Source organism: Agromyces cavernae, assembly GCF_021044935.1.
Classification (GTDB): Bacteria; Actinomycetota; Actinomycetes; order Actinomycetales; family Microbacteriaceae; genus Agromyces; species Agromyces cavernae.
Genome location: NZ_JAJNMP010000002.1, coordinates 246,410 through 262,144, shown reverse-complemented (window position 1 = coordinate 262,144; position 15,735 = coordinate 246,410). Strand labels below are relative to the sequence as shown.

The window sequence follows — 15,735 nt, the reverse complement described above, 5'->3', positions numbered from 1 at the left end:
TCCTCGCAGGGATCGGGTGCTGACTCGACATCATTGCACGACCTGGAAGTCCCACGGGTCGGTGCGAAGATCGCTCACCGCGATCTCGAGGTCGGGGTGGGCAGCGCGCAGCTGGCCGGCGCCGGCAGCGAGCCAGAGCCATTCGCTGGCCCAGTGCGAGACGTCGATGAGGGCAGGGCCCGCACCGAGCATCGCCTGCTCGCGCGCCTCGGAAGCCGGGTGGTGGCGCAGGTCGGCGGTGATGTAGACGTCGGCGCCGCGAACTGCGGGATCGGCGAGCAGCGAGTCGCCCGCTCCGCCGCACACGGCGATCGTCTCGATGGGGTCGTCGTATCCGCCCGAGACGCGCACGCCGGTCGCGGTCGCCGGGAGGATCTCTGCGAGGCGTCGCGCGAGGCGGCCGAGCGTGGTCGGTTCGGCGAGACGGCCGACGCGTCCGAGGCCGAGGTCGGGGTTCTCGGCCGGGACGATCGGGGCGGTGCCGGTGAGGCCGAGAGCGCTCGCGAGCACGGCCGACGTTCCGTGCTCGACGACGTCGGCGTTCGTGTGGGCGCTGATGAGGGCGCAGTCGGCGCGGATCAGTCGCGCGATCAATGCGCCCTTGTAACGATCCTCGGCGACACTCGTCACGCCCCGCAGCAGTAGGGGGTGATGGGTGATGAGCAGGTCGGCGCCGGCATCGACGGCCTCATCGACCGTTGCGGCGACCGCATCGACGGCGAACCGTACCCGCTGCACGGGGGCGGCCGGATCGCCGCTGACCAGCCCCGAGGCATCCCACGCCTCTGCGCCCGCGAACGGCCATAGCCGATCGATCGTCGTGAGGATCTCTGCGAGGGTGGCCGGCACCCGACCAGCCTAGTGCCGGGGCGATGTCGGGCGGTCGGCACCTGTTGCATCGGTGATCCCGACCCGTGGGACGAGCCCGCGGTTCGTGCGAATGTGCTCGTAGTCCCACTGGATCTCGCGCGACTTCGCGAGCCAGCGCGCGAGCGCGTCGGTGTCGATGTCGTCGACCGAGCGGTATCGTGCCTCGGCCGCACGGAACGTGCCCTCGGGAACGAGGCCGGGCTCGTCGAACGACCGGCCGCTCCAGAAGAGCAGCCGGACGCCGCCCTTCAGCCTGCTGTAGCCCACGATCGGATTCCCGTCGAGGAACCACACGGGGTGCGCGTGCCAGATTTTGCGCTCGGCCTCGGGCAGCTGCCGATCGATCTCAGTGGCGAGCAGTTCGCCGACGGCGCGGTCGTCGGTGTCGAGCGCATCGTTGTACCGCCGGATGTCGGGATGCAGCGTCATATCGGAAGTGTCGTCGCCATGGCACCTGCGGTCAAGGCACTCGCGGCCGACGTCGCACGCCGGCCGCGATCGTGCGACGCCGCCGGAACGGCGATGAGGATGTGGGCCCTGCCGGGCTCGAACCGACGACATCCACGGTGTAAACGTGGCGCTCTACCAACTGAGCTAAAGGCCCGCGATGCACGCGGTGCACGCCAATGCTATCCGAGCGCGGGCGCCGCCGCCGGGCGCACAACCGAACTCAGAGCATCGCGAGCGCGTCGCGGTAGCGCGCCAGAGGGCGCGCCTCGCCCCGCGGCGTCGCGAAGCTCGACACGATGACACCGTCGGCACCGATCACGAACGTCGCGCGATGCGCGGTGCCCGCGATGTCGTCGAACGCGCCATACGCGGTCGCGACCTCGCCGTGCGGCCAGAAGTCGGCGAGGAGCTGGAACGAATACGACTCCGACTCCGCCCACGCCCGGAGGGTGTGCTTCGAGTCGACCGAGATGCCGAGGAGTTCGACGCTCGCATCGCCGAATATCGCGATGTTGTCGCGAAGCTCGCAGAGCTCGCCCTGGCAGACGCGCGAGAACGCCAGCGGGAAGAACACGAGCGTCACGGGCTTGACACCGCGGTAGTCGGCGAGGCGCACAGGCTGCCCGAACTGGTTGACGAGGTCGAAGTCGGGGGCGACGACGCCGGGCTCGAGGATCATGATCAAGCTCGCTTCCGTGCTGGCGAACCTCACCCTAGCCGACGGCACCGAATCAGACTCACTAAGATGTCGAGAGGTGCCATGCGACTGCCGAGCCGGTCCGCGTCGGTACGCGCACGCCCAAACGACGCAGGCACAACCTGCAGAACAGAGAGGTCGAGTGTGACTGTCAACGACCAGGATCCGTACTCGGTCGAGGCGCTTGACGCTGATCCCGAAGAGACCTCGGAGTGGTCCGAGTCGCTTGATGCGCTCGTCGCCGAGAAGGGACACCAGCGCGCCCGCGAGATCATGTTGAGCCTGCTCAAGCGCTCGAAGGAACTGCACCTCGGTGTGCCGATGGTTCCGACGACCGACTACCTCAACACCATCGCCCCCGAGAACGAGCCCGAGTTCCCCGGCGACGAAGAGATCGAGCGCCGGTACCGCGCATGGATCCGGTGGAACGCCGCGGTGCTCGTGCACCGGGCGCAGCGCCCGGGTATCGCGGTCGGCGGCCACATCTCGACGTACGCGTCATCCGCCGCGCTCTACGAGGTCGGATTCAACCACTTCTTCCGCGGTCAGGATCACCCCGGCGGCGGCGACCAGATCTTCATCCAGGGCCACGCCTCCCCCGGCACCTACGCTCGCGCGTTCCTCGAGGGCCGGCTCTCGACCGACCAGCTCGACGGATTCCGGCAAGAGAAGTCGCACGCGCCCAACGGGATCTCGTCCTACCCGCACCCGCGGCTCATGCCCGAGTTCTGGCAGTTCCCGACCGTGTCGATGGGCCTCGGTCCCATCAACGCGATCTACCAGGCGCAGGCCAACAAGTACCTCACCAACCGCGGCATCAAGGACGCGAGCGACCAGCATGTCTGGGCCTTCCTCGGCGACGGCGAGATGGACGAGGTCGAGAGCCGCGGCCAGCTGCAGGTGGCCGCCAACGAGGGCCTCGACAACCTCACGTTCGTCATCAACTGCAACCTGCAGCGACTCGACGGACCGGTGCGCGGCAACGGCAAGATCATCCAGGAGCTCGAGAGCTTCTTCCGTGGCGCCGGATGGAACGTCATCAAGGTGGTCTGGGGCCGCGAGTGGGACGACCTGCTCGCCCGTGACCACGAGGGCGCACTGCGCAACCTCATGAACGTCACCCCCGACGGCGACTACCAGACCTACAAGGCCGAGTCGGGCGCGTACGTGCGCGAGAACTTCTTCGGCCGCGACCCGCGCGCGCTCGAGCTCGTGAAGGACCTCTCCGACGACGAGGTCTGGGGCCTCAAGCGCGGCGGCCACGACTACCGCAAGGTGTATGCGGCATTCAAGGCCGCGGTCGAGCACACCGGTCAGCCCACGGTCATCCTGGCGAAGACGATCAAGGGCTACGGCCTCGGTCCCGCCTTCGAGGGTCGCAACGCGACCCACCAGATGAAGAAGATGACCCTCGACAACCTCAAGACGTTCCGCGACACGATGCGCATCCCCATCACCGACGCACAGCTCGAGGAGAACCCCTACCTACCGCCGTACTACCACCCGGGCGATCAGGACGAGGCGATCCGGTACCTCCACGAACGCCGTCGCGAACTCGGCGGCTACCTGCCCGAGCGCCGATCGACGCACACGGCGCTGTCGCTGCCCGACGATTCGGCGTACGCAATCGCCAAGAAGGGCTCGGGCACACAGGAGATCGCCACGACCATGGCGTTCGTGCGGTTGCTGAAAGACCTCATCCGCTCGAAGGACTTCGGACACCGCATCGTGCCGATCATCCCCGACGAGGCGCGCACGTTCGGCATCGACGCGTTCTTCCCCACCGCGAAGATCTACAATCCGAACGGCCAGCACTACACATCGGTCGACCGCGAGCTCCTCCTCGCCTACAAGGAGAGCCCGCAGGGGCAGATCCTGCACGTGGGCATCAACGAGGCCGGCGCGATGGCCGCGTTCACCAACGTCGGCACCTCGTACTCGACGCAGGGCGAGCCGCTCATCCCCGTGTACGTCTTCTACTCGATGTTCGGGTTCCAGCGCACGGGCGACGCGATGTGGGCCGCCGGCGACCAGATGGCACGCGGATTCATCATCGGTGCGACCGCAGGACGCACGACCCTCACGGGCGAGGGCCTGCAGCACGCCGACGGGCACTCGCAGCTGCTCGCGGCGACCAACCCCGCCGTCGTGTCGTACGACCCCGCCTACGGGTACGAGATCGGGCACATCGTGCGGTCGGGCCTCGAGCGCATGTACGGCGGCAACCACGCCGACCCGAACGTCATGTACTACCTCACGGTGTACAACGAGCCGATCATCCACCCGGCGGAGCCCGAGGGCGTCGACGTCGACGGCATCGTCCGGGGCCTGCACCGCCTCAGCGAGTCGACGCACGCCGGGCCGAAGGCCCAGCTGCTCGCGTCCGGCGTGGCCGTGCCGTGGATCATCGAGGCGCAGCAGCTGCTCGCGAACGACTGGGGCGTCTCGGCCGATGTCTGGAGCGTCACGAGCTGGTCCGAGCTCCGTCGCGACGGCCTCGCCGCCGACGAGCACAACTTCCTGCACCCCGGCGCCGAGCGGCAGGTGCCCTACCTGACGCAGAAGCTCGCCGGCGCCCGCGGCCCGTTCGTCGCCGTGTCCGACTACATGCACGCGGTGCCCGACCAGGTCCGTGCGTACGTGCCCGGACCGTTCGCGACCCTCGGCGCCGACGACTTCGGATTCTCCGACACGCGTCCCGCAGCACGTCGATACTTCAAGATCGACGGCCCCTCGGTCGTGGTGCGCACGCTCGAGCTGCTCGTCGAGCGCGGTGAGATCGACCCGTCGCTGCCGGCGCAGGCGATCGAGAAGTACCGCCTGCACGACGTGAATGCGGGCACCACCGGATCGGCCGGCGGCGAGAGCTAGCAGGCAGCGAGGTGGCGACGAGGCCCAGAACGAAGGCGCAGACGCTCGCATGGTTGCGCACCATCGCGGGTGAACTGTCGACGGCGACGCTCAAGCGTCTCGAAGACACGCTGCCGTGGTACGGCGACATGCCGCCCAGCCGTCGCTCGGCGGTCGGCCTCGTCGCCCAGGCCGGCATCTCGTCGTTCATCGCGTGGTTCGACGACCCTCGATCGACACCGTGGATCGCGGCCGACGTGTTCGGCGCGGCGCCGCGCGAGCTGCTGCGCTCGGTGAGCCTGCAGCAGACGCTGCAGCTGATCCGGGTGACGGTCGAGGTCGTCGAAGACCGCGTGAAGGACGGCGGTGAGCCACTCCGCGAGGCCATCCTGCTGTACTCGCGCGAGATCGCGTTCGCCGCGGCCGACGTCTACGCTCGCGCGGCCGAGGCGCGCGGACTCTGGGATGCGCGCCTCGAGGCGCTCGTCGTCGACTCGATCCTCTCCGGCGAGGCGGACGACGAGCTGCCGAGTCGGATCGCAGCCCTCGGTTGGCACGGCCACGGCGAGGTCGCGGTACTCGTGGGCACGGCGCCGAAGCAGCTCGATGTCGACCACCTGCGACGCGCCGCACGGCACATGCACGCCGATGTGCTCATCGGCGTGCAGGGCAACCGCCTCGTGCTCGTCATCGGTCGCGCCGACCCCGAAGAGCGTGAGGGCGACGACGCCATCGGCACGGCACCGGCGCTCACCTTCCTCGAGATCGCCTCGCAGCTCGAACCGCACTTCGGGTCGGGTCATCTCGTGCTCGGCCACGCCGTGCCGAACCTCGTCGATGCGTCGAAGAGCGCGAAGGCGGCGCTCGCGGGCTTCGCGGTCGCCCGCTCCTGGCGGCACGCGCCGCGCCCGGTGCACGCCGACGACCTGCTCCCCGAGCGTGCCCTCGCGGGCGACCCGCTCGCACGCGCCACGCTCGTGCATCGCATCTACCGGCCGTTGCAGGCGCACTCGACCGAGCTGCTCACGACACTCTGGAGCTATCTCGACAACGGGCGTTCGCTCGAGGCGACGGCCCGCGAGTTGTTCGTGCACCCGAATACGGTGCGGTACCGACTGAAGCGGGTCTCCGACGTCATCGGCTGGGACGCCACCGGCGCGCGCGAAGCGCTCATCCTGCAGTCCGCGCTCATCATCGGTTCGATGAGCGACCACGAGCACGCCCCGCGGCGTTCGGGCGGCTGACGCGCTGTACCGTCGGCACAAGGCTTTTGCGAAGAGCTTGTAGCGTGTGCACACCCGGCGTGTCCTCGTGATTGGCAGACTGAGATGGTGATTGTCGTCGTCGCCCCAGGACAGGGCTCGCAAACCCCCGGCTTCCTCTCCCCCTGGCTCACCGAACCCGCATTCGCCGACCACCTCGCCGCGCTGTCGGACGCGGCCGGTCTCGACCTCGTCCGCCACGGCACCGAGAGCGATGCCGACACGATTCGGGACACCTCGGTCGCACAGCCGCTCATCGTTGCTGCGGGCCTGCTCACGCTGGGCGCGCTGCTCGACGGCGACCGCGCGGCGAAGCTCGGCGGCATCGCCGGGCATTCGGTCGGCGAGATCACCGCCGCGGCCGGCGCCGGGGTGCTGGCGGAGCGCGAGGCGATGCGCTTCGTCTCCGAGCGCGGCCGGGCGATGGCGGATGCCGCGTCGCTCGCCCCGACCGGAATGAGCGCCGTCCTCGGCGGCGATGAGCAGCAGTTGCTCGCACGGCTCGCCGAGCTCGACCTCGAACCCGCGAACTTCAACGGCGGCGGCCAGGTCGTCGTCGCGGGCGCGCTCGACGCCCTCGAGCAGCTGAAGGCCGAGCCGCCCGCCGGCGCACGGGTCGTCCCGCTGCAGGTCGCCGGAGCGTTCCACACGCGCTACATGCAGCCCGCGGTCGAGCACCTTGCGGCGGTCGCCGCAAGCCTCGCCCCGGCCGATCCCGCGCTGCCCCTCTGGACCAACCGCGACGGCAGCACCGTCGATTCCGGAAGCGCCTTCCTCGAACTGCTCGTCGGCCAGGTCTCGTCACCAGTGCGGTGGGATCTCTGCATGGCGTCGTTCCAGGAGGCCGGGGTCACCGGCATCATCGAGTTGGCGCCGGCGGGAGCACTCGTCGGACTCGCGAAGCGAGGGCTCAAGGGCGTGCCCACGGTTGCCGTGAAGACCCCTGACGACCTCCCCGCGGCGATCGAGCTCATCGAGCAGAGCGCCTGAGCGGGCCGAGCGTCCCGAGCACCGAACACGAGAAAGCCGAGCATGACGAAACCCACCCTGCAGCAGTCGCGCGGACCCGCGTTCACCCGTATCTACTCGCTGGGCGCAGCCCGCGGCGAGCACGCCGTCCCGAACAGCGACCTCATCGGGCCCATCAATTCCTCGGACGAGTGGATCCAGCAGCGCACCGGCATCATCACCCGCGCACGTGCCGGAGCCGACGTGCCGGCGGTCGACCTCGCGACCGATGCGGCGCGCGAGGCGATCGAGCGCTCCGGGGTCGCCCCCGAGGCGATCGACCTCGTCATCATCGCGACGATCTCGAACGTGCGACAGACCCCCTCGATGGCCGCGGTCGTCGCCGACCGCGTCGGTGCCAACCCTGCTGCCGCCTACGACACCAACGCTGCGTGCGCCGGTTACGCCTACGCGGTCGCACAGGCGGATGCGCTCATCCGCGCGGGTGCCGCGACCTACGCGCTCGTCATCGGCGCCGAGAAGCTCTCGGACGTCGTCGACCCGACCGACCGCAGCATCTCGTTCCTCCTCGGTGACGGCGCGGGCGCCGTCGTGATCGGTCCGAGTGACACACCCGGCATCGCGCCGACCGTCTGGGGATCCGACGGCTCGAAGGCCGACGCGGTGAGCATGAACCACACACTCACGGAGTTCCGCGATGGCACCGCCGAGTGGCCGACGCTGCGTCAAGAGGGCCAGACGGTCTTCCGTTGGGCGGTCTGGGACATGGCGAAGGTCGCGAAGCAGGCGCTGGAGGCCGCAGGCGTGACGAGCGACGATCTCGCCGCGTTCATCCCCCACCAGGCGAACATGCGCATCATCGACGAGTTCGCCAAGCAGCTCAAGCTTCCCGAGTCGGTGGTGATCGCTCGCGACATCGCCACGACCGGCAACACCTCGGCCGCGTCGATCCCGCTCGCGACCCATCGCCTGCTGGAGGAGCATCCCGAACTCTCGGGGGGCCTCGCCCTGCAGATCGGCTTCGGCGCCGGACTCGTGTTCGGCGCCCAAGTGGTGGTTCTGCCCTGAACCGCCTGTCCACCTACATCTAGACTGTTCCTCGGTCAAACGAGACACCCTCAAGGAGAAGAACAATGGCATTGTCCACCGAAGAAGTGCTTGCCGGCCTGGCCGAGCTCATCAACGACGAGACCGGCATTGCGACCGACACGGTTGAGCTGGACAAGTCGTTCACCGACGACCTCGACATCGATTCGATCTCGATGATGACGATCGTCGTCAACGCCGAAGAGAAGTTCGACGTGAAGATCCCCGATGAAGAGGTCAAGAACCTCAAGACCGTCGGCGACGCCGTGAGCTTCATCGTCAAGGCCCAGGCCTAGCCGCTGCGTGGAGCGGGCCTCGGCGTCAGGCCGGGGTCCGCTCGATTCAGTTTCGACTGTTCTCCCAACGGAGTGAATCTCGTATGACCAAGAAGATCGTCATCACCGGCATCGGTGCGACCTCACCGCTCGGCGGCACCGCCCGCGACAGCTGGAACGCCCTGCTCGCCGGGGAGTCGGGCGCGCGCGCCCTCGAGCAGGAGTGGGTCGAGGAACTCGCCCTCCCCGTCACGTTCGCCGCATCCGCGAAGGTCGCCACGGCCGACGTGCTCGAGCGCCACGAGGTGAAGCGACTCGATCCGTCGAGTCAGTTCGCCCTCATCGCGGGCCGCGAAGCGTGGGCCGACGCCGGTGCTCCCGAGGTCGCGCCCGAGCGGCTGGGCGTCGACTGGTCGACCGGCATCGGCGGCGTGTGGACCCTGCTCGATGCGTGGGACACCCTGCGCGAGCGCGGCCCCCGTCGGGTGCTGCCGATGACCGTGCCGATGCTCATGCCCAATGGTCCGGGCGCCGCCATCGGCATGGACCTGCACGCACGTGCCGGCATCCGTACCGTCGTGTCGGCCTGCGCGTCGAGCACCGAAGCGCTCGTGAACGCCTACGACCACCTGCAGCAGGGTCTCGCCGATGTCGTCATCGCCGGCGGTTCCGAGGCGGCCATCCACCCGCTGCCGATCGCGGCATTCGCGTCGATGCAGGCACTCTCGCGCCGCAACGACGACCCCGCGGTCGCGTCTCGTCCCTACGACGTCTCGCGTGACGGCTTCGTGCTCGGCGAGGGCGCCGCGGCGCTCGTCGTCGAGACCGAAGAGCATGCCAAGGCGCGCGGCGCCCGCATCTACGCCGAGCTGCTCGGCGGTGCGGTGACGAGCGATGCCTACCACATCACGGCTCCCGACCCCGAGGGCTCGGCAGCCGCGCGCGCCATGAAGGCGGCCGTCGAAGGCGCGGGTGCGAGCCTCTCCGAGGTGCACCACATCAATGCGCACGCGACGAGCACCCCGGTCGGCGACATCGCCGAGTACAACGCGCTGCGGCGCGTCTTCGGTGACGGGCTCGAGGGCATCGCCGTGTCGGCGACGAAGGCCTCGACCGGTCACCTCCTCGGCGGGGCGGGCGCCATCGAGGCGCTGTTCACCGTGCTCGCCCTGCACGAGCGCACGCTGCCACCGACGATCAACCTCGCCGAGCAGGATCCCGAGATCCCCCTCGACGTCGTCACCTCGCCGCGCCCGTTCGACGGGGAGGGCGTCGCTATCAGCAACTCGTTCGGCTTCGGCGGACACAACGCCGTCGCGGCGTTCCGCACGGCGTAGCCGAGCGGACGACTGCAGCACGCGGCGTACGCACCCGCGAGAAGACCCCGGTCGCAGGAATGCGCCGGGGTCTTCTCGTCACGTCTCGCGAGCTTCGCTCGTGCGTCGCCGGGATGCTTCGACCGACGATCGCGTCACGCCGCTCGCGATCCGTGCATCGCTCACCCCACCTGGTGCAACCAGACGACGGGGGCGAAATCACTGGCATGACGGAACGGCTCGAGCTCGTCGTCCCATGCCTGCCCGAGCGCGAGTCGCAGCTCACGATGGAGCTCGCGGGCGTCGTGGCCGCCGATCTCCATCGCGTAGCGAATGCGATCCTCGGGGATCACGGTGTTGCCGACCGTGTCGGTCTGCGCGAAGAACACGCCGAGATCTGGTGTGTGCATCCAGCGGGCGCCGTCGGAGCCCGGCGAGGAGTCTTCGCTCACCTCGAACCGAAGCTGTTCCCACCCGCGCAGGGCGGAGGCGAGCTTCGCTCCGCTGCCGGGCTCGCCCTGCCAGGTGAACTCGGCACGCATGCTGCCGCGCAGCACGGGCTGCTCCTGCCAATCGAAGTTCACCGCGGTGCCGAGCGCCGTGCCTGCCGCCCATTCGACGTGCGGACAGAGCGCGCGCGGCGAGGAATGTACGAAGAGCACACCCTGCGCGGCGCGTGCGGGCCGCACGACCGTCTCTGCCATCTCGATCTCCGTTCTGTGAGGTGCGTCTTCCCCTACGACCTCTGAACGATGGATGACCCGGTGTTCGATTGTGGACGGACGGAGCCGTCATCGCCGATTATGCCCCGGATCAGGCGGCCTGACAAGCAATCCGCCGACCGGGCGCGCCGCAGCCCCGGGATTCGTTCGAACTGTATGCTCAGTGAATCATTCCCCCTCTTCGAATGGAGCGACGAATGGCCGTGCGCGATGCACTGCTCACCCTGCTCACCACCGGCCCCGCCTACGGCTTCCAGCTCCACGGTGCGCTCGAGTCGCGCACGGGCGGTCGCCGCCGAGTGAACGTCGGCCAGACGTACGCGACGATCGAGCGCGCGACGAAGAGCGGCCTGATCGAGTCGGCCGGCGCGACCGCCGACGGCCTGCCGCAGCACCGGTTGACGAAGGCGGGTCGCCATGCCGTCGACGCCTGGCTGGGCGGAGCGGATGCCGCGGGCGCAGACCCGTGGGACGAGACCGTCGATCGCGTGCTCGTGGTCGCATCACTGCCGGGGCTCGATCCGTCGGCCGTGATCGCCGCTGAGCGCGAGCGCTGGGACGCACGGCGGCTCGAGGCGGAGTCAGCGGTGACCGAGCACCCGACCGGGACGGCATCGAGCGGTGCGGAGGCCGAGCTTCGGCGCCTCGCGATCGCGGCGGACGCCGCTCGCGCGGTCGCCGCGATCAGCTGGCTCGACGTCGTGGCTCGAGCCGCGGCATCCGATCGCCCGCTCTCGTTCGCGCCGAGCGACGACCGGCCGCGCCGCGGTCGCCGCCCGGGCCGCACCGCGGTCGCTCAGGCGTCGGCCATGGCGTAACTGTCGACGATCGCCGACTCGAGCGGAAAGTCGACAGGGAAGTCGCCGAACAGGAGACGCGCGGCCGCATGCGCGGTCTCGTGAACCGCTGCGGCGACCTCGTCGGCGTGTTCACGGGGCGTGTGCACGATGATCTCGTCGTGGAGGAAGTAGACGAGGTGCGGCATCCGCTCGAAGACCGGGCCCGAGCGTTCGGCAGGCGTCGCGACCGGCGCGAACTGCGCGAGGCGCGGGCGCAGCGCCGCCATCCAGCAGAGCGCCCACTCGGCAGCGCTGCCCTGCACCACGAAGTTGCGCGTGAAGCGACCCCATTCGCGGGCGACCGACCGCGCGCGCCGCTCGTCGGCCGGCGTCGCCTCGGGCTGGCTCGCCTGCGCCTGCGCTACCCGCCAACCATCGCCCGGCGACGGAGAGGATCGCCCCAGGTTGGTGGTCACCACTCCCCCGCGTTCACCCGTCGCCGCGGCCCGATCGACGAGTGCCATGGCGCGCGGATACGCCCTCGCCAACCGCGGCACGAGGCGCCCGCTGTCGCCCGTCGTCGCGCCGTACATGGCGCCGAGGATCGCGACCTTCGCCTGGTCGCGGTTCTCGACCACGCCCGACTCGACGATGCCGCGGTAGATGTCGCGGCCGCGGCCGGCCGCCGCCATGGCCTCATCACGCGCCATCGCGGCGAGCACGCGCGGTTCGAGCTGGGCGGCGTCGGCGACCACGAGGGTCCAGCCGGGGTCGGCCACCACCGCGCTGCGCACGATCTTCGGAAGCTGGAGCGCGCCCCCGCCCGATGTCGCCCAGCGCCCCGTCGCGGTGCCGCCGGGGACGTAGTCGGGCCGGAACCGACCGTCGTGCACCCACTCGTCGAGCCACGCCCAGCCGTTCGCGCTCAGGAGTCGCATGAGCTTCTTGTACGCGATCAGCGGCTCGATGGCCGGGTGGTCGTGCTCGCCGAGCTCCCAACGCGAGGTGGAGTCGACCTGGATGCCGGCGCGGCGCAGGGCGCGCAACAGGTCGACCTGGGAGTCGAGATTGACGGATGGCCCGGCGAGCGCCGCGCGCACGGCCGCGGCGAGTCGCTCGACGTGCGCGGGCTTGAATCCGGGCTTGGGCCTCGCGCCGAGCGTCTGCTCGAGCACCCGTTCATGCACGGCGCGATCCCATGGGATACCCGCGGCATGCATCTCGGCGCCGATGAGCGCCCCGGCTGACTCCGCGGCGAGCAGCAGGCGCAGCGCGCGCGGGTCTGCGCTCTCGGCGACCATCGCCTGCTGACGGTCGAGTTCTCGTGCCAGGGACTCGATCGTCACGGCGGACCCGTCGGTCGCCCCGGTGTCGGAGGCTCGGACGTCGCTGCCTTCGTCGACGGCGCCCGCGGGGTCGATGTCGGCGAACTCGTCGAGTTCGAACAGGGTGTCGTGCGATCGGCCCGCCGCCACCGGCGCCGCCGCGCCCGCCGTGCCCGCCTCGGCCGGCCCCGGCGGGAGCCACGGCGGCCGCCCGTGCCGCCCGGATGACCTGACCTGCTCGGTCAGCGTGGAGCGGTCGAGGATCGCGGCGCAGAGACGCAGGTCGTGACACCGGTCGACGCGGACTCCTGCCTCGAGCAGTGCCGGGTAGAGAAGGTGCGTCTCGGCCCACACCCAGCGCGGATGCGACGCCGCATCGAGTTCGCGCACCGCCGCGGGGAGCTCATCGGAGCCGACCACGGCGAGGGGTTGCGACGGGCGTGCGGGGTCGACGATCGCGAAGCGGGCCCGCTCGGTTCCCGCGATGATCAACTGCACCACCCCATTCTGGCGGTCGCCTCCGACAGCGTCGGGCCGCGATCGTCGCGGCGCCGCACGATGTCGGTGGCTGCCGTCAGGATGAGGTCATGGAGTCTTCGGGAGGTCGGCGTTGGTCGCGGTGAGCTTCGGCTGCGGCCATGGCGCCGAGCAGGGCGCGGCGGGCGTCGTCGCGCTCGGGCGCGCGTGCCCACTGTGCATGCTGATCCATGAGACCCACCGATCTCGAAGCGAGCTCCTGCGCAAGGTCGCGCCACCGCACCGCGCCGCGCTCGCACGCGAGACGCGCATCGGCGCCGAGTACGAGTGGCGCTGCGGGCGCGGCCACGATCGCTACCGCGCCACGGTTCGCGAGGTGCTCACCGGCACGGCGTGTGCGAAGTGCCGTGCGAACGCCGCCGGACCGGCAGCCGCGCGCGAGGCGGGCGTGCCGTTCATGAATCCCGCCCTGCGCACGCGCACATCGCAGACCGAGCAGCGACTGAAGGCGCTGCTCGGCGAGCGCATCCGCCTGAACCACCGGGTCAACTCCATCCACATCGCGCGCACGTTCTACGGGCGTGACGAGGTCTGGCCCGACGTCATCGTGCCGCAGCTGCGCATCGCGGTGGAGTACGACGACCCCGGCCGGTCCCGGCGCGCGCACCTCGGACTCAAGGAGGCGTCCGACCTCGACAAAGACGACGCCTTGCGGGAGGTCGGCTGGGAGGTCATCCGCATCCGTGCAGGCGGGCTCGAGTCGCTCGGGGCGAACAGCATCGTCTGCGATCAGCTCACGCCGCTCGTGGTCCACGAGGTCGTCGCCGCCATGCGGCGCATCAGGGGCGATGCCGCCGTCGACGCGATCATGCTTGCGCAGGCAGCCCCGGCCGGCGCGACCACGATGTCGCCCGAGCACATCTCGAGCGCCTGACCCGGGGTCTCATCCGGGGCATGGAACCCCCGAGGCGGTGTGCCGAGGCATCCGTACGCGACATCCGCGTCCTACGAATCGAACCCGAGGCCGAGCGCATCGAGCGTCTTCAACAGCAGGTTGCGGCGCCCCTCGCGGTGGTCGGCTCGGTCGAGCGACCACCGCGTGAGGTTGATGCCGATGGATGCCGCGGGCTCGGGCGGGAACGGCCACGGACGGTCCTCGACCATTGCGAGGGAGGTGCGCTCGGTGTCGAGGCCTGCGAGCCGATCGAGCATGACGTCGGCGGCGAACCGTGCCGCACCGACGCCGAGGCCGGTGAAGCCGGCGGCGTAGGCGACCTTGCCGCGCCGGGCGAGCCCGTAGAAGGCGCAGAAGCGCGTGCTCGCGTCGATCGCGCCCGACCAGCGATGCGTGAACCGGAGGCCCTCGAGCTGTGGGAACGTCGCGAGGAAGTGGTTCGCGAGCGTCTCGAACGTCGAGCGGCGGTCCTCGTACTCGGGCATGACCTTGCCCCCGGCGTGATAGATCGCGTCGTAGCCGCCGAAAAGGATCCGGTCGTCGGCGCTCAGCCGGTAGTAATGGAATTGGTTCGCGAGGTCGCTGACCCCCTGCCGATTGCGCCAGCCGATCTCGTCGAGCTGCGCGGCCGACAGCGGCTCGGTCATGAGCACGTAGTCGTACACGGGCACGGTCATCAGCCGGTTGCGCTTGAGCAATGACGGGAACACGTTCGTCGCGAGGGCGACGCGCGGGGCGCGAACGGTGCCGTGGTCGGTGACGACCTCGACCCGGTCACCGGCGTCGTCGATGCGACGAACGGCGGTGTGCTCGCGCAATTCGACGCCGTGCTCGGCGGCGACGCGCGCGAGCTCGGCGGCGAGCTTCGCGGGGTGCACGATCGCGTTCGTCCGGCGATCCCAGCGCCCCGCGAGGTACGTCGGCGAAGCGAGCTCGGCGCGCACGGCGTCGCGGTCGAGGAACACGTCGCTGCCGTCCGCGGCATCGGCCCCCGACAGCCAGCCCACCTGATGAGGCTCGACCGCGACCGCGAGCAGACCGGTGCGCTCGAAGTCGCAGTCCATCCCATACCGGGCGACGGTCTCCTCGATGGCGTCGAGGTTCTCGACGCCGAGCCTCGTGAGGGTCTCCATCTCGTCAGGCCAGCGCGACGTCCCGTTCTCCTCGCCGTGGGTGAGGCTCGCCTCGCAGAACCCGCCGTTGCGGCCCGACGCCGCCCAGCCGACGGCCTCGGCTTCGAGCAGCACCACCCGCAGGCCGGGTTCCCGCTCGACCGCGCGCAGCGCGGTCCACAGGCCCGTGTACCCGCCGCCGACCACGACGAGGTCGGCCTCGGCGTCCCCGGCGAGCGCGGGGTGGGCGCTCCGGCGGTCTTGGATGTCGTCGATCCAGAACGAGCGGGCCACCGTGCCCGCGAGAGCGTGCTCGACGGCCGCGGGCGATGGAGTCGCGCGCTCGAAGACGGTGGTGTGGGCGCTCACTGCTCCCCCTCGTGGCCGTTCCGGCCCGATACCGTGCTGACCGCGACCGACGGGCTCGCGCACCGGAGTTCGGGCGCGGATTCGTACGGGGACGCGTCGCCGGTGCTCGCAGCGTGCAGCGCGACAGCGGCCGTCAGGCCGCCGATGCCGGCCTCCGCGATGATGACGTCCATCAGGGTGTTCTCCAATTCCATGGTTCGATTCGGGGTGCGCCCCGGGAG

Annotated in this window: 15 protein-coding genes and 1 tRNA gene; 8 read left to right on the top strand and 8 right to left on the bottom strand. The window is 70.2% G+C overall.

Annotated elements, in window-relative coordinates; genetic code table 11:
• Nucleotides 1-30 precede the first annotated feature (30 nt).
• The 4 genes from LQ757_RS07295 to LQ757_RS07280 form a co-directional block, all read right to left on the bottom strand.
• A complete protein-coding gene (locus LQ757_RS07295) occupies nt 31-849 on the bottom strand; it encodes a Nif3-like dinuclear metal center hexameric protein (RefSeq protein ID WP_231046563.1) in 819 nt (272 codons plus the stop codon).
• Nucleotides 850-858: 9 nt separating this feature from the next.
• The gene (locus LQ757_RS07290; protein ID WP_231046562.1) at nt 859-1,299 is read right to left on the bottom strand and encodes a DUF1801 domain-containing protein; all 441 of its coding nucleotides are present in this window, start codon (nt 1,297-1,299) and stop codon (nt 859-861) included.
• A 102-nt stretch (nt 1,300-1,401) separates the two neighbouring features.
• Nucleotides 1,402-1,474, bottom strand: a tRNA-Val gene (locus tag LQ757_RS07285).
• 66 nt (nt 1,475-1,540) lie between these two features.
• On the bottom strand, nt 1,541-1,999 hold the full coding sequence (locus tag LQ757_RS07280; protein WP_231046561.1) for a peroxiredoxin: 459 nt from the start codon (nt 1,997-1,999) through the stop codon (nt 1,541-1,543).
• A gap of 162 nt (nt 2,000-2,161) precedes the next feature.
• On the opposite strand from LQ757_RS07280, the gene aceE reads away from it, so the two are divergent.
• From aceE to LQ757_RS07250, 6 genes are all read left to right on the top strand, one after another.
• Nucleotides 2,162-4,888, top strand: coding sequence for a pyruvate dehydrogenase (acetyl-transferring), homodimeric type (gene aceE / locus LQ757_RS07275; protein ID WP_231046560.1), 2,727 nt, complete (start codon nt 2,162-2,164; stop codon nt 4,886-4,888).
• An 11-nt stretch (nt 4,889-4,899) separates the two neighbouring features.
• Complete coding sequence (locus LQ757_RS07270; RefSeq protein ID WP_231046559.1) at nt 4,900-6,111, top strand: PucR family transcriptional regulator; 1,212 nt, start codon at nt 4,900-4,902, stop codon at nt 6,109-6,111.
• Nucleotides 6,112-6,198: 87 nt separating this feature from the next.
• Nucleotides 6,199-7,119, top strand: a complete 921-nt coding sequence (locus LQ757_RS07265; RefSeq protein ID WP_231047317.1) for an ACP S-malonyltransferase — start codon at nt 6,199-6,201, stop codon at nt 7,117-7,119.
• Nucleotides 7,120-7,161: 42 nt separating this feature from the next.
• Complete coding sequence (locus LQ757_RS07260) at nt 7,162-8,166, top strand: beta-ketoacyl-ACP synthase III (protein WP_231046558.1); 1,005 nt, start codon at nt 7,162-7,164, stop codon at nt 8,164-8,166.
• A 65-nt stretch (nt 8,167-8,231) separates the two neighbouring features.
• Entirely contained in the window at nt 8,232-8,480 is a 249-nt protein-coding gene (locus LQ757_RS07255; RefSeq protein WP_026378239.1) for an acyl carrier protein, read from the top strand.
• An 83-nt stretch (nt 8,481-8,563) separates the two neighbouring features.
• Entirely contained in the window at nt 8,564-9,796 is a 1,233-nt protein-coding gene (locus LQ757_RS07250; RefSeq protein WP_231046557.1) for a beta-ketoacyl-[acyl-carrier-protein] synthase family protein, read from the top strand.
• Between the two features lie 161 nt (nt 9,797-9,957).
• Here the strand turns inward: LQ757_RS07250 and LQ757_RS07245 are convergent, their stop codons facing one another.
• Nucleotides 9,958-10,479 (bottom strand): DUF3145 domain-containing protein, encoded by a 522-nt coding sequence (locus tag LQ757_RS07245; protein WP_231046556.1) that lies wholly within the window; start codon nt 10,477-10,479, stop codon nt 9,958-9,960.
• A 215-nt stretch (nt 10,480-10,694) separates the two neighbouring features.
• Between LQ757_RS07245 and LQ757_RS07240 the strand changes: the two genes are divergently transcribed.
• Nucleotides 10,695-11,315 (top strand): PadR family transcriptional regulator, encoded by a 621-nt coding sequence (locus tag LQ757_RS07240; RefSeq protein ID WP_231046555.1) that lies wholly within the window; start codon nt 10,695-10,697, stop codon nt 11,313-11,315.
• Here the strand turns inward: LQ757_RS07240 and LQ757_RS07235 are convergent.
• The gene (locus LQ757_RS07235; protein ID WP_231047316.1) at nt 11,294-13,021 is read right to left on the bottom strand and encodes a bifunctional 3'-5' exonuclease/DNA polymerase; all 1,728 of its coding nucleotides are present in this window, start codon (nt 13,019-13,021) and stop codon (nt 11,294-11,296) included. The two genes, LQ757_RS07240 and LQ757_RS07235, sit on opposite strands and share 22 nt — an antisense overlap.
• A gap of 190 nt (nt 13,022-13,211) precedes the next feature.
• Here LQ757_RS07235 and LQ757_RS07230 point away from each other — a divergent pair, with 190 nt between their 5' ends.
• Nucleotides 13,212-14,012, top strand: a complete 801-nt coding sequence (locus LQ757_RS07230) for a putative endonuclease domain-containing protein (protein WP_231046554.1) — start codon at nt 13,212-13,214, stop codon at nt 14,010-14,012.
• A 71-nt stretch (nt 14,013-14,083) separates the two neighbouring features.
• Here the strand turns inward: LQ757_RS07230 and LQ757_RS07225 are convergent, their stop codons facing one another.
• Both LQ757_RS07225 and LQ757_RS07220 read right to left on the bottom strand, forming a co-directional pair.
• Entirely contained in the window at nt 14,084-15,514 is a 1,431-nt protein-coding gene (locus LQ757_RS07225; protein WP_231046553.1) for an NAD(P)/FAD-dependent oxidoreductase, read from the bottom strand.
• On the bottom strand, nt 15,511-15,708 hold the full coding sequence (locus LQ757_RS07220; RefSeq protein WP_231046552.1) for a hypothetical protein: 198 nt from the start codon (nt 15,706-15,708) through the stop codon (nt 15,511-15,513). Before LQ757_RS07220 ends, LQ757_RS07225 begins: the two co-directional genes overlap by 4 nt.
• Nucleotides 15,709-15,735 lie beyond the last annotated feature (27 nt).